Annotated in this window: 9 protein-coding genes; 4 read left to right on the forward strand and 5 right to left on the reverse strand. The window is 71.6% G+C overall.

Going from position 1 to position 13,269, the window contains the following annotated elements:
• Positions 1 to 183: 183 nt before the first annotated feature.
• Positions 184 to 1,716, forward strand: coding sequence for a peroxidase family protein (locus MMA15_RS21725; RefSeq protein ID WP_241061787.1), 1,533 nt, complete (start codon positions 184 to 186; stop codon positions 1,714 to 1,716).
• Here MMA15_RS21725 and MMA15_RS21730 read toward each other — a convergent pair.
• Together MMA15_RS21730 and gabT are read right to left on the reverse strand one after the other, a co-directional pair.
• Positions 1,653 to 2,273, reverse strand: coding sequence for a phosphatase PAP2 family protein (locus MMA15_RS21730; RefSeq protein WP_241061788.1), 621 nt, complete (start codon positions 2,271 to 2,273; stop codon positions 1,653 to 1,655). The genes MMA15_RS21725 and MMA15_RS21730 overlap by 64 nt on opposite strands.
• A 333-nt stretch (positions 2,274 to 2,606) precedes the next feature.
• The gene (gene gabT, locus MMA15_RS21735) at positions 2,607 to 3,956 is read right to left on the reverse strand and encodes a 4-aminobutyrate--2-oxoglutarate transaminase (RefSeq protein ID WP_241063353.1); all 1,350 of its coding nucleotides are present in this window, start codon (positions 3,954 to 3,956) and stop codon (positions 2,607 to 2,609) included.
• Positions 3,957 to 4,359: 403 nt separating this feature from the next.
• Between gabT and MMA15_RS21740 the strand changes: the two genes are divergently transcribed.
• The 3 genes from MMA15_RS21740 to MMA15_RS21750 all read left to right on the forward strand — a co-directional run bounded on the left by MMA15_RS21740 (position 4,360) and on the right by MMA15_RS21750 (position 10,371).
• Positions 4,360 to 6,711 carry a type IV secretory system conjugative DNA transfer family protein gene (locus tag MMA15_RS21740; RefSeq protein WP_241061789.1) on the forward strand — a complete coding sequence of 784 codons (2,352 nt, stop codon included), beginning with the start codon at positions 4,360 to 4,362 and terminating at the stop codon, positions 6,709 to 6,711.
• 72 nt (positions 6,712 to 6,783) lie between these two features.
• Positions 6,784 to 8,571 (forward strand): PucR family transcriptional regulator, encoded by a 1,788-nt coding sequence (locus MMA15_RS21745; RefSeq protein WP_241061790.1) that lies wholly within the window; start codon positions 6,784 to 6,786, stop codon positions 8,569 to 8,571.
• Positions 8,572 to 8,916: 345 nt separating this feature from the next.
• Complete coding sequence (locus tag MMA15_RS21750; RefSeq protein ID WP_241061791.1) at positions 8,917 to 10,371, forward strand: aldehyde dehydrogenase family protein; 1,455 nt, start codon at positions 8,917 to 8,919, stop codon at positions 10,369 to 10,371.
• A 155-nt stretch (positions 10,372 to 10,526) separates the two neighbouring features.
• Here the strand turns inward: MMA15_RS21750 and MMA15_RS21755 are convergent, their stop codons facing one another.
• The 3 genes from MMA15_RS21755 to MMA15_RS21765 all read right to left on the reverse strand — a co-directional run bounded on the left by MMA15_RS21755 (position 10,527) and on the right by MMA15_RS21765 (position 13,101).
• Entirely contained in the window at positions 10,527 to 11,120 is a 594-nt protein-coding gene (locus MMA15_RS21755) for a hypothetical protein (protein ID WP_308290575.1), read from the reverse strand.
• A gap of 120 nt (positions 11,121 to 11,240) precedes the next feature.
• The gene (locus tag MMA15_RS21760) at positions 11,241 to 11,831 is read right to left on the reverse strand and encodes a hemerythrin domain-containing protein (RefSeq protein ID WP_241061792.1); all 591 of its coding nucleotides are present in this window, start codon (positions 11,829 to 11,831) and stop codon (positions 11,241 to 11,243) included.
• 46 nt (positions 11,832 to 11,877) lie between these two features.
• Positions 11,878 to 13,101, reverse strand: a complete 1,224-nt coding sequence (locus tag MMA15_RS21765) for a hypothetical protein (protein WP_241061793.1) — start codon at positions 13,099 to 13,101, stop codon at positions 11,878 to 11,880.
• Positions 13,102 to 13,269: the final 168 nt, after the last annotated feature.

The raw sequence follows: 13,269 nt of genomic DNA on the forward strand, positions 1-13,269 counted from the left end.
CCGTTAACGGTCCGCGAGCGTCCGCTTGTCATGGAATCAGGCGGATGCGGTGGATGTTCCCATGACTCCTCCCAACATCCGTCCCATGCCGGTCTGTCCTGTTAGCGTTCCTGGCTGTCAGAAGTGAGCGGGTCCAGGGGGACGACGGCGCTCGCTCACGGGGGATTCGACAGGGGGAGACTCATGTCCGTCATGCACGGCTCTTCTTCGCGTGTGATCAACAGCAGCAGCGGCAGCTTCGGGCGGATGTTCCCCGACCTGCCGGCCCGCCGCCCCACCGGGCTGGAGAGGGCCAAGGAGTTCGGACTGCCCGGCGGAAAGATGGACGGCGGCCAGACCACGGAGGAGCAGGAGAATCCGAACTTCCCCGCGGGCTTCACATATCTGGGGCAGTTCATCGACCACGACCTCACGCTCGACGCGCTCTCCGAGCTGGGCCAGCACAGCGATCCCTCCACGCTGGCCGACGCCCGCACGCCCAGGCTCGACATGGACAACCTCTACGGCGCGGGCCCCGTCGTCAGCGACCACCTCTACGACCGCGACTCGTATCAGACGAAGCTCCTGCACTCCGCGGACGGCGTCGACTTCGCCCGTACGGAACAGGGCACGGCACTCATCGGCGACCCTCGCAACGACGAGAACATGCTGCTCGGGCAGTTCCATCTGGCGCTGATCAAGTTCCACAACGCGGTCGTCGACGCGCTGCGCGCGGGCCGCATCACCGACGCCCTCGGCCAGAAGCTCGCGCCGAAGCCGCCGGACGAGCCCGGCGACGTGCAGCCCGGGGTGCCGCTGGAGCAGCTCCTCGACGTGGAGAACTACTACAACACCGTCTTCGCCAAGGCCCAGCAGCTCGTGCGGTGGCACTACCAGTGGATCGTCGTGCACGAGTTCCTGATGCGCGCGGGCGATCCGGAGCTGGTGCGCGACGTGGAGAAGAACGGGCCGCAGTTCTTCAAGCCGGGCGAATCGGTCGTCATGCCGGTCGAGTTCGCGGCGGCGGCGTTCCGCTTCGGGCACCCGACGATCCGCTCCAGCTACCGCGTCAACGAGGACTTCACCGGCAAGATCTTCCCCGACGACCCGGAGGCGGACCCCGAGCCCCGCACCGATCTGCGCGGCGGCCCGGTGCTGCCCCGACACGCCGTGGACTGGCGGTACTTCTTCCCGGTGCCCGGCCGTGTCCGACCCCAGAACGGCAAGCGGATCGACGCCGTGCTCAACAGCCAGCTCCTCGACCTGCCGGTCAGCGCCGTGCCCGGAGCGAAGGAGGGCGCGCTCGCCCGTCCTGTCGCCTCCCTCGTCGTACGGAACCTGCTGCGCAGCGAGACGCTGGGGCTGCCCTCCGGCCAGGACGTGGCCCGCAAGGTGGGCGAGACGCCGCTGACCGACGAGGAGCTGGAGAGCAGCGGGCCCGCGTATCTGTGGTACTACGTGCTGAAGGAGGCCGAAGTCCGCGCGGGCGGGCTGCACTTGGGCCCGGTGGGCACGCGGATCGTCGCGGAGGTGCTGATCGGCCTGCTCGACGCCGATCCCACCTCCTACCGCTCGGCCTATCCGGACTGGCGTCCGACGCTGGCCGACGGCTACGGCCGGTTCACCCCGTCCGATCTGCTCCGCTTCGCGGGCGTCGTGGAGGCGGACGGCGACTACGGCGCCGCCGGATTCGACGACGACTTCGACGACGACGATGACGATGAGGACGACGACTGACGGCGGAGCCCGCGCACCGCGACGGCCGTCGCCGATGTGAGCACCACCCAGCTCAGGCACCAACTGGCCACCACATCCAGCGGCCAGTGGTAGCCGCGCCACACCAGGCCCGCGCTGCACGCGAGAGTGAGCAGCGCGGCCGTGGCCGGCAGCGGCCAGTACGGAGGCCGCCGGACCGTCAGTGAGAACAGCAGCGCCGCACCGCCGAAGGCGACCGCAGCCGTGGCGGTGTGGCCAGACGGGTAGTAGTTGGTGCCGCCGGGCGGCCCCGGCCTGGCCAGCCACACCTTGACGAGGGTGACGGCCAGCGCGGTGGCCGCCAGCGCCAGTGCCGCGCACAACGGCGGCAGCCAGCGGCGCACGCCCCCGGTCACCACCGCGTACGTCATCGCGGCGGCGAGCACCGGCAGTGCGACCGCCAAGTTCCCCAGATCCGCGCAGACTTCGGCGACGGAGGCGGACGGTGAGGTGCGTTGCAGCGCGTTCCCCAGCTCCATGTCGAGGGCCACCAGCGGCCCGCCGACGGCGATCTGCCAGGTGATGAACGCGAAGAGCACGCAGCACAGCGTGCAGAGAGCCCAATGAAAAACCGACCGCCCCGGAACAGGGGGGAAAGTTCCGGAGCGGTCGTATCGACCGGCATTCCGCAAGCCCCGGGGGGTGTGGAGCGGGCGGTCCCCCGATCGGTGAGGAGCGTGCGCCAGGGCACTACCGGGCTCGTCTTGGGGAGAGACGGACCCGGGCCGGGAGTCCGGAGTGGAGTTCCGAAGTACCCGAGTACGGAAACCGTACGGCAGCTCAGCGGGGCCGGACAGCCGGATTACGTAGCGGCCATCGGCCTCGCACACATTCTTCACGCCGAACGGTTTCCGCACTCTCTTCGGCCCTGCTCACAGACCGGCCAGGGCGCCTTCCAGCACGTCCAGACCCTCTTCCAGCAGGGCCTCGCCGATCACCATGGGCGGCAGGAAACGCATCACGTTTCCGTAGGTGCCCGTCGTCAGCACCAGCAGCCCGTTCTCGTGGCACGCCTTGGCGAGCGCGGCCGTCGTCTGCGGGTCGGGCTCCTTGCCGCCGGGCTTGACCAGCTCGATCGCCAGCATGGCGCCCCGTCCGCGTACGTCGCCGATCACGTCGTACTGCTCGGCCAGCTTCCGCAGCCGGGGCTTCATGATCTCCTCGATCCGCTTGGCCCTGGCCGCCAGGTCCATCTCCCGCATCGTCTCGATGGAGCCGAGCGCGGCCGCGCAGGCCACCGGGTTGCCGCCGTAGGTGCCGCCGAGGCCGCCCACGTGCGGGGCGTCCATGATCTCGGCGCGTCCGGTCACCGCGGCCAGCGGCATGCCCCCGGCGATGCCCTTCGCGGTGGTGATCAGGTCCGGGACGATGCCCTCGTCCTCGCAGGCGAACCACTGGCCGGTACGGCAGAAGCCGGACTGGATCTCGTCCGCGACGAAGACGATGCCGTTGTCCTTCGCGAACTGCGCGAGCCGCGGCAGGAAGCCCTTCGCCGGCTCGATGAACCCGCCCTCGCCGAGCAGCGGTTCGATCAGGATCGCCGCTACGTTCTCCGCGCCGACCTGCTTGCTGATCTGGTCGATCGCCTGGGCCGCGGCCTCCTCCGCGCAGTTCTCGGGGCCGGTCAGCCAGCGGAAGGGATAGGCGACGGGCACCCGGTAGACCTCGGGCGCGAACGGACCGAAGCTGTGCTTGTACGGCATGTTCTTCGACGTCAGCGCCATCGTCAGGTTCGTACGGCCGTGGTAGCCGTGGTCGAAGACGACGACGGCCTGGCGGCGGGTGTAGGCGCGGGCGATCTTCACCGCGTTCTCCACCGCCTCAGCACCGGAGTTGAACAGCGCGCTCTTCTTGGCGTGGTCGCCGGGGGTGAGCCGTGCCAGCTCCTCGCAGACCTCCACGTACGGCTCGTAGGGCGTCACCATCACACAGGTGTGGGTGTACTTGGCGAGCTGGTCGGTCGCACGGCGCACCACGGCCTCGGCGCTGTTGCCCACGCCGGTCACGGCGATGCCGGAACCGAAGTCGATGAAGGAGTTGCCGTCGACGTCCTCCAGGACGCCGCCGCCGGCGCGGGCCGCGAAGACGGGCATCACGGTGCCGATGCCGTCGGCCACCGCGGCCTGCTTACGGGCCATCAGCTCCTGGGACTTGGGCCCCGGGACGGACGTGACGACGCGGCGCTCCTGGGGGAGGGCGGGGCCACCGGACAGTTCCGTCATCGTGCTCATATCGCTCTCTCTCAGGACGAAGGGGTCTGCGTTCCTCGCAGGCTAGAGCCCACGGGGAGGCCGTGACATGCACCGCTGCGGAGAAGTCCCCGTGTCGTGTTGGCCGTCACGGCTATAGGCACGGGGCGCATCGGTCACGGCCGTACCGTCGGTGCGGTGCGGTGCGGTGCGGTGCGAGCGCTGTGCTGTGAGCGTGCACGGGGTCCGAATGCGGGACGTGCGCGGGCGAGCCGGTGCGGGTGCCCGGCACCGTCGCCCCTGTGTGGTTCAACTCCCCTCCGCGGCGGCTAGATTGGGACCGGGGCGGGGCCAGGACCCCGGGCCGGGCCCGGCGAACGGGATCCGGCCGCGACGCGGCGCGTAGGCACAGGCCGGGCAAGGGTAGAGGCAGCAGATGGACATGGAGTCTCCGCACCGGGGGCAGGGCACGGACGGCACGCACGGTTCCAAGGCGGGGCCGGGCGGAGAACTGCCCCGCCAGGGGAGCGACCGGGACCTTACAGACCGCGGTACGGCGGGCCGCACGGACGTCGGGCAGGCGCCCAAGTCCCCCCAGCCGTCCGGTGGTTCACGGACCCCGAAGACCGTGCCGCAGACCACCCCACCGCCCAGGCCCACCCACGCGCCGGTGGCGGAGCCCTCCACGGGGGCCGGTGCGGGCACCTGGCTCACCGACTGGCTGCGTACCCCGCGGCCCGAGGCCGAGCCCGGCATCTGGCGCCACGGATACCGGCCGCTGCCCCCGCGCGACCCCGACCGCACGCCCACCCGCCAACTGCTCGGCGGCGCCCTGGTCGCCTTCCTCATCGGCTGGCTCGTCTGGTCGCTGCTGTGGAACGGCTACCTGGGCGACTACTGGCTCTGGCCGCTGCTCGCCCTCACACCCGAGTCCTGGCGTTCGGCAGGCGGCGAGAAGATGGTCTACGTCTGGCTGACGTACTTCTACTACGCCATGGTCATCGCCGCCCTCGCCGTGATCTTCGGACGCCTGGGCCACTGGCCCGAACTCGCCCGCCGCGCACGCACGCGCATCACCGGCGGCGCCGCACGGGACGCGGCCGGACGCGGGGGAGCAGGCCGCGAACACACCGTCGAGGACGGGCCCCCCGCGGCGGCTCCGCCCCCTCTTTCCGACCCCGTCGAGTGGCCCGAACTGCGCGGCCACGGCGCCTCCCAGGCCGCCGACCTGCTCGCCTCCGAGCTGCGCGGCGGCCGTATGAACGACGTCGACCACGCGCGTATCCGCCGCGCCTGGGAGTCGGTGAAGGCGCGCCCCGCCCGCCTCTCCGCCTTCGTCGACACCGTCCTCGCACACGGCGCCGCAGCCTGCGTGCACCCCTCGGGACGGCGCGACCTCCCGCACGGCCGTGCCGCGCGGCACGACCTGAGCGTCGGGCAGGTCCGCATCGGCACCGCCGCCGACAGCGAACGCAATCCACACCCCTACCGCGGCGCCGGCATGGCACTCGAACCGGAGCTGCTGGGCACCTCGGCGCTCGCCGTAGGACCGCCCGGCTCCGGCAAGACCACGCGCCTCGCCCGTCCCGTGACCGAGTCGCTGTGCCTACAGGCGCTCGCGGGACAGGCCGCCGTCGTCGTCGCCACCGCACGCGGCGAACGGCTCGCGCCCGACGAGTGCTTCGACGTCGTCGTACGCCCCGGCGACCCCGGCTCCTCACACGACCTCGACCTCTACGGCGGCACCGCCGACCCCGACGAGGCCGCCGGAATGCTCGCCGAAGCACTCGTCGGCGATCTGACCGAGGCACTGCCGGGAGGCGACAGCCGCCGGGCCGCGACCGCGCTGGCACAGCTCATCGGCCCCTTCCGCGCCGTGCACGGCCGCTTCCCCGGCGTACCGGAGCTGCGCGAGCTGCTGGACGTCCCCAGCCCCGCACTCGTCAGGCTGCGAGGCGCCCTGGAGGAGGCGGGACTCGGCGCACAGCTCCGTGAACTCGACGCCTACGAACGGCAGTCGGGCCGGCCCGGCGACGCGCCCGCGCTACTCGCAGACCGGGTCGCACTGCTCGACCGGCCCGCGTTCTCCGGCTTCTTCGTGCCCGCAGGCGCGGAGGAAGCCCCCGGAAACGCCCCGGGCACACCGGCGCCCAGGCCCTTCTCGCTGCGTGCGCTGGAGAAGCCGCTCCGCGTCCGCGTCGACCTGCCGGAGCGCGGTCACGCCGAGGCGTCACGCATCCTCGCCCGGCTCGTGCTCGCACAGTTCACCGAGTGCGCCACGGCACGCGAGGACCAGTCGCTCTTCGCCGGTCTCGTACTGGACGACGCCGCGCAGACCGTCACCCCGCAGTCGCTGCGCTGCCTCCAGCGGGTGCGCTCCGCACACGGCGGTGTGCTGCTCACGCTGCGCGCCCTGGACGAGGTGCCGGAGCAGCTTCGCGGCCCGCTGCTGGGCGCGGTCGGCTGCCGGATGGTCTGCGCGGGCGTGACGCCCTGGGACGCCGAGCACTTCGCCGAGGTGTGGGGCACCGAGTGGGTCGAGACGCGTGACGTCACCAACCGCCAGCTCGTCTCCGACGAACCGTTCACCAAGGTGATGCACGCGGTACGCAGGCTCGCCACGGGCAGACACGTCACCGCCGAGTCCGTGACCGTACGCAGGGAACGCCGGGAACGCTGGTCCGCCTCCGACCTCGCCAACGATCTCCCGCCCGGGCACGCGGTGTTGTCGCTGACGACCGTACGAGGGGAGCGGACGCCTCCGATTCTGGCGGAGCTGGGGAAGTGACCGCCGGACCTGGTTCGGGACGACTTCGGGAATGACCGAAATGAGCCGGGCGCCTGTACGGTGAGGCTTGTTATGCCACCGACACTCGCCTCGCTCGTCCAGCACTCCGCACTCCGGCTCTCCGTGCTCACCGGGCAGGACCGGCTGGACACCGACGTCCGCTGGGCACACGCCAGCGAACTCGCGGACCCCACCCCCTATCTGGAGGGCGGCGAGCTGCTCCTCGTCACGGCCTTAAAGCTGGACGCCGAGGACCCGGACGCCATGCGTTCCTACGTACGGCGCCTGACCGGAAACGGCGTGGTCGGACTGGGCTTCGCGGCCGGAGTCAACTACGAGAAGGTGCCGGACGCACTCGTCGAGGCATGCCGCGAGGCGGACCTGCCGCTGATCGAAGTCCCGCGCCGCACGCCGTTCATCGCCATCAGCAAGGCGGTCTCCGCGGCCATAGCCGCCGAGCAGTACCGCGCGGTCACGGCCGGCTTCGAGGCGCAGCGCGAGATGACCCGCGCTGCCCTCTCCCATGAGGGCCCTTCGGCTCTGCTCGCCAAACTCGCCTCGCAGGTGGACGGTTGGGCCGCGCTGTACGACGCGTCCGGCGCCGTGGTCGCCACCGCACCGACGTGGGCGGTGCGCCGTGCCGCCCGCTTCGTCGCGGACGCCGAACGGCTGCGTGACAGACCGGCACCGGCGAGCGCGGTCGTAAGCGGCTCGGACGCGGGGGACGACCGCGTCGAGTTGCAGTCGGTCGGCGGCGGACGTCGCGCCAAGGCCGTCCTCGCCGTGGGCACCGCCGCTCCGCTGGGCACGGCGGAGCGCTATGCCGTGCACTCCGCGATCGCGCTGCTGACCCTCACCATGGAGCGTTCCCGCGCCCTTCAGGAGGCCGAACAGCGCCTGGGCGCCGCGGTGATGAGGATGCTGCTGTCCGGCGAGGCCGACCATGCGCGTGCCGTCGCGGGCAGCCTGTACGGGGGGCTGCTGGACGCACCGATGAGGGTGCTGGTGGCCGAGCCCGCGGCGGGCGCCGGAGTCCGCTCGCGCGGAGGCGCGGGCGGTCGGCACGTGAACGGGAGCGGCCCCTCGGGCGGCGGCGCGGGCGGCGGCACCTCCGGTGGTGCGGGAGCCTCGGGTTCCGGGATGCCGCCCGGCAATCTGCCCGTCGTGACCGTCACCGAGGACTCGGCCGTGTCCGTACCCGTACCGGAGGGCATCTCCGGGAACGTGCCCGGACCCCTCGGTCAGCTCGCCGACCTCATCGAGACCGCCGCCGCACGCAACGGAGAGGCGGTCCTCGTCGTCCCGGACGGCAGCCGCCTGGTGGTGCTCGCCTCCGACGGGGGCGCGGCCGTCGCCGCGTGCGCCCAGTACGCGGCGGCCTGCGCCGAGGCACTGGAGTCTTCCGGCTCCGGCGGGCCGGGCCGGGCGGGGCCCGTCCCCGACGACGCCCTCGTCATCGGCGTCTCCGCGCCCACCGGACTCGCCGCCGCCGTCGCGTTCAAGCAGGCCGACCAGGCGCTTTCGGTCGCCCGCCGTCGCGGCACGCCGCTCGTGGAGCACGAGGACGTGGCCGCCGGATCGGTGCTTCCGCTGCTCGCCGACGACGCGGTACGGGCGTTCGCCGACGGCCTGCTGCGCTCGCTGCGCGAGCACGACGCCAACGGCAGAGGCGACCTCGTGGCGTCCCTGCGTGCCTGGCTCTCACGGCACGGCCAGTGGGACGCGGCCGCAGCCGACCTCGGCGTGCACCGGCACACGCTGCGCTACCGGATGCGCCGCGTAGAGGAGATCCTCGGCCGTTCCCTCGACGATCCGGACGTACGGATGGAGCTGTGGCTCGCCTTGAAGGCGACAGGCTGACGAGACCTGAAGGGCGACCGGCCGACGGGATGCGTCCCATACGTCGCACCCCCGGCGCCTGAAGGACCGTCCCTCGCACGAGGCCCGTGCGCGGCCACCCGCCCGGCCATACGGAAGCAGCCCCGCGCGTAGTGGCATCCGCCCCCGAAGTGCCCGTGACAATCCGGCGTGTGCCGCCTCGCGACTGCGCCGTGCCGGACAAGAAATGCGTCTCCGCGCAGGCCCTACGGTTGGGAGGGGAGAGCACGGCGGGTACGCCCGGCACCGTCCGGACCGGCCTCCTCCGGTATCGGTATCCCGCTCCACCCATTCCACTGACAGCACCACCTCGGAAGGCGGACCGCAGTGACGACAGCGACCTCCCCGCACGCGTTCTGGCTCGCCGGCCGTCAGGCCACCGGCGAAGCCACGCTCGATGTCACCTCGCCCTGGGACGGACGGCACGTGGGAAGCATCAGCCTCCCCACCGCCTCCCAGGTCGAGGAGGCCGTGGCCGCCGCTGCCGGCGTGGCCGACGAGTTCGCGGCCACACCCGCGCACGTTCGTGCCGCCGCCCTCGACCATGTGACGGCCCGGGTCCGCGAACGCTCCGAGGAGATCGCCGAACTCATCTCGGCGGAGAACGGCAAGCCGATGAAGTGGGCGCGCGGCGAGGTCGGCCGCTGCGTCTCCGTATTCCGCTGGGCCGCCGACGAGGCACGCCGCTTCAACGGCGGCGACGCCCAGCGGCTCGACTCCGACGCCGGAGGCACGGGACGCCTCGCCTACACCCGGCGCTTTCCCTACGGACCGGTGCTGGGCATCGCGCCCTTCAACTTCCCGCTCAACCTGTGCGCACACAAGGTCGCCCCCGCGATCGCCGTGGGCACGCCGATCATCCTCAAGCCCGCGCCCGCCACGCCGCTGTCCGGGCTGCTCATCGGCGAACTGCTCGCCGAGACGGACCTTCCCGCCGGTTCGTGGTCGGTGCTGCCCGTACCCAACGACCGCATGCCCGAACTGGTCCAGGACGAGCGGCTGCCGATCATCTCCTTCACCGGCTCGGCACCCGTCGGCTGGTCCATCCTCGACTCCGCGCCGCGAAAGCGCGTCACCCTCGAACTCGGCGGCAACGGCGCGGCGATCGTCCTCGGCGACTACTCCTCCGAGGCCGACCTCGACTGGGCGGCACAGCGCATCGCCACCTTCTCCAACTACCAGGCCGGCCAGTCCTGCATCTCCGTGCAGCGCGTCATCGCCGACGCCTCGGTCTACGACACCCTCGTGCCCAAGATCGTCACCGCCATCGAGGCACTGCGCACCGGCGACCCGTCCGACCCGGCCACGGACGTCGGCCCGCTGGTGAGCGAGGACGCGGCCAAGCGCGTCGAGTCCTGGGTGGACGAGGCCGTCGCACGCGGCGCGAAGCTGCTCACGGGCGGCAAGCGCGAGGGCGCGACCTACGCCCCGACGGTGCTGGAGAACGTCGCCGCCGACACGCAGATCGGCTGCGAGGAGGTCTTCGGGCCGGTCATGTCGCTGACGAAGGTGGACGGCGAGGAGGAGGCGTTCGCGGCGGCCAACGACTCCAAGTACGGCCTTCAGGCGGGCCTGTTCACCCACGACATCCAGGCCGCGTTCCGCGCGCACCGTGCGCTGGAGATGGGCGGCGTGATCGTCGGCGACGTCCCGTCCTACCGCGCCGACCAGATGCCCTACGGCGGTGCGAAGCAGTCCGGCGTGGGCCGCGAGGGCGTCCGCTTCGCGATGGAGGACTACACGTACGAGCGTGTGATGGTGCTGACGGGACTGGAGCTGTAGCGGCTGCCCTGCCCCCTGTGGCAGCACCCCGCATCCGGGAGACGGGCGGCTGCCGGCGGTGTCGACTCACCGCCGGCAGCCGCCCGTCGGCGTCCCGGTGCTCCACATGACCTCGGACGGTGCCCTGGCGAAGGAGGGCCGCACGGCCAACCTGCTCAGCCCCGCCCCGCTCCGTGCAGCCGCTCTGCCATGACCGCGCGTGGCAGCGGCCCCACATCCGCGTGCCGTCCCGGTGCCATGGCCGCGTGAAGCTGCCCGGGTCCGGGGCCCTCGCGGGCAGCCAGCACGTCGGCGACCACCCCCGTGGCCAGGGCGTAGACGCCCTTGTGCAGCAGGTCGGCGGCCAGCTCGCGGCGCGGCCATGTCCAGGGCGGTGCGCCCACCCCGGTCGCGTTCTCCAGCGTCTGATCGTTGAGCAGCCGCAGCACGCAGTACATCCCCGACGCCCAGGGGCCCCGCAGCCCCGCCCTGGCCATCACTCCGCGCACTCCGCCGAGCAGCACGGCCTGGCCCGTGTGCATCGCCACGTTCCGTGCGAGGGCCGTCGCCCCCGTCGACTCCCGCCAGCCCAGGGCCCGTTCGAGCGTACGGGCGGGAACGTACGAGGAGGGGCGGCCGGTGATGCGCTGTTCCACCTTCTCGCTGAGCGTCATGGCCACGACCCCCGCGAGGCCCGCGGCCATTCCCTGCCCGACGGCCCGGCACCATCCCCGGGCGCTCGCACGGACGTCGCTGCTGTGCACGTTCACCGGAGTGCCTCCGCTCTCTCGCCGATGCGTATGGGGTGTGCCGGGGCGGGCAGTCGCTCTCGTGAGGGGCCGGCGCCGGGGCCCAGGCGGGCCCACGCGTGACGGTCCGGAAAGCCGGGCCTAGTGCCGGCCGTTCCGGCCGCGTGCGGCGCGGACGGCGTCCCGTACCCGGTCGGCGACCGCCGCCAGCGGGCCGACGGCCGCGTTCCTCGCTCCCGTCTCGACGCCCGGATGAGGGTGCGTCGGCGCGGTGGCCTCCGCCGCCCGCACCGCCTTGGCCATCGTCTCCAGCCTCTTCGGGTCCTTCAGCCGCCGAAGGTGGGTGAACTCGTAGCGCTCCTCCGCGCGTGCGTGCTCCATCACGTCCGTGCGCAGTCCGATCAGCGCCGGCAGGAAGGCGGAGTCCTCGACGTCCATGTTCTCCAGGCGGCTGAGGGTCTCCTTGGCCTTGCGTTCCTCCTCCAGCCGGTCCGCGACCACGCCCTCGCCGCCCTTGACGGCACGTCTGACGAAGGGATGTACGACCTCCTCCTCGGCCGTCTCGTGCACCGCGAGCATCCGCACCAGGCGGCGGAACGCGTCGCGGCGGTCGTCGCCGTCGGACTTCTCGACCTCGTCGAAGAGGTTTCTGATCTCTCCGTGCTGCTGGACGAGCAGGGCCACGACGTCCTTGCCGGGGTCCGGTGCTCCTGGCGGTGTTGCTGGACTCACGTCATCCTCCGGTGGCTTCGAGTGGATCGAGCGGGGGCCGCGGCACTCAGCGTTTCCGGCGCTCCCAGTGGTTCCAGTCCTGACGCAGCGCGGGCACCGGGTGCTCGGTGTCCTCGACGCGGTAGTCGCGGCCGAACGTCCGCTGGTGCGCGGTCATGACCTCGTCGCTCGGGGGGAGGCCGTCGCCGCTGACCGCGGCCTGCATCTGCTCGAACCGCTCGTGCGCCTCCCGTACGTAGCCGGTGCCCAGCGTCGTCAAGTCGAGCTGTTCGGCGATCACTTGACGCACGTAGCTCTTGTTGGGCTCGAACGTCAGCACGTTCGGCAGCTCGGGCGCGAGGATCTCGGAGGGCTCCCGCCCGTCGTGGCGGCGCATCAGCTCGCAGGCCTGGTGCAGATGCTCCAGCTCCATGTTGAGATGCAGCTCCCAGAGCTGCTTCACCTTCGGGTCGCTCTCCTGCTCCATGAACGAGTGGTAGAGGTAGCACTCGTTGTACTCGTGGTTGACGAGCTGCTCCCACCAGCTCTCGCCCTGGTCGACGAGGGACTCGTAGTGAGTGACGTGCTCCTCCTCGATCAGCCCGATCTCCTGGTAGAGGCGCCGTGCGATCGGCTCCATGTACGTCGGGCCGACGTTCATGTAGAAGTTCATCGTCTGCTGCTCGGCCGCCATGATCGTCAGGGCGTGCAGCTTCGACAGGGGGTCGGTGCGGGAGGCGTCGTAGGGCTCGCGCAGGTTGTCGACCGGGTTGCGGTGGTGCAGCGGCGTCGGCCTGCCGGGCATCACCTCGGTCAGCCCGTCGACGATCGACTCGGCCTTGCGGTGCTCGATCATCTCGTAGAGGTTGGCGTACCGGTACAGGTGGTCGAAGTCCTCCAGCAGCCCGAACTGGTACGCCTGCGTCAGCCGCGGATCGGGCTCGGCACGCGCCACCCACGCGGTGAGGTCCACGGCGACCTGCTCATAGGCGATGGTCGTCTCCAGCACCGAAGCGACCCCGGGCAGCAGCCAGTTGACCGCCTTCTGCTGCTGTGCCTCGATGTAGCGCACCTGCGCGAGCTGGTCGCGGACGTCCTTGTCGGTGCAGTGGCGGGCGAAGTTGTGGCTGAAGAGGATCGCCTCCACCTCGATGCCGTTCATGGTGATGACGCGGCAGCGGGTGTACGGGTCGCAGCGGTCGGGGTCGATCGGCGTGACGTCGAGTTCACGCCAGTTACGCAACTGCCTGTCCAGCGGGATGCCCCGCTGCTCCAGCGGATTGAACGCCATGGGCATGCTCCAGATCTCGAAGTCCCGGCGACGGCCGGCGGTACACGTGCAGAGGAGATGCGACGGAAGCACCCGGAGTGCCCCCGGCCCGCGGGGGGAATCGGCCCGTTCGGGCTGCGTGCTCACCGGGCGGAGCCGTCCGGTGCGCAGAGCAGCGTACGTAGAGCG

Origin of the sequence: Streptomyces marispadix, from assembly GCF_022524345.1 — a bacterium.
Lineage (GTDB): Bacteria > Actinomycetota > Actinomycetes > Streptomycetales > Streptomycetaceae > Streptomyces > Streptomyces marispadix.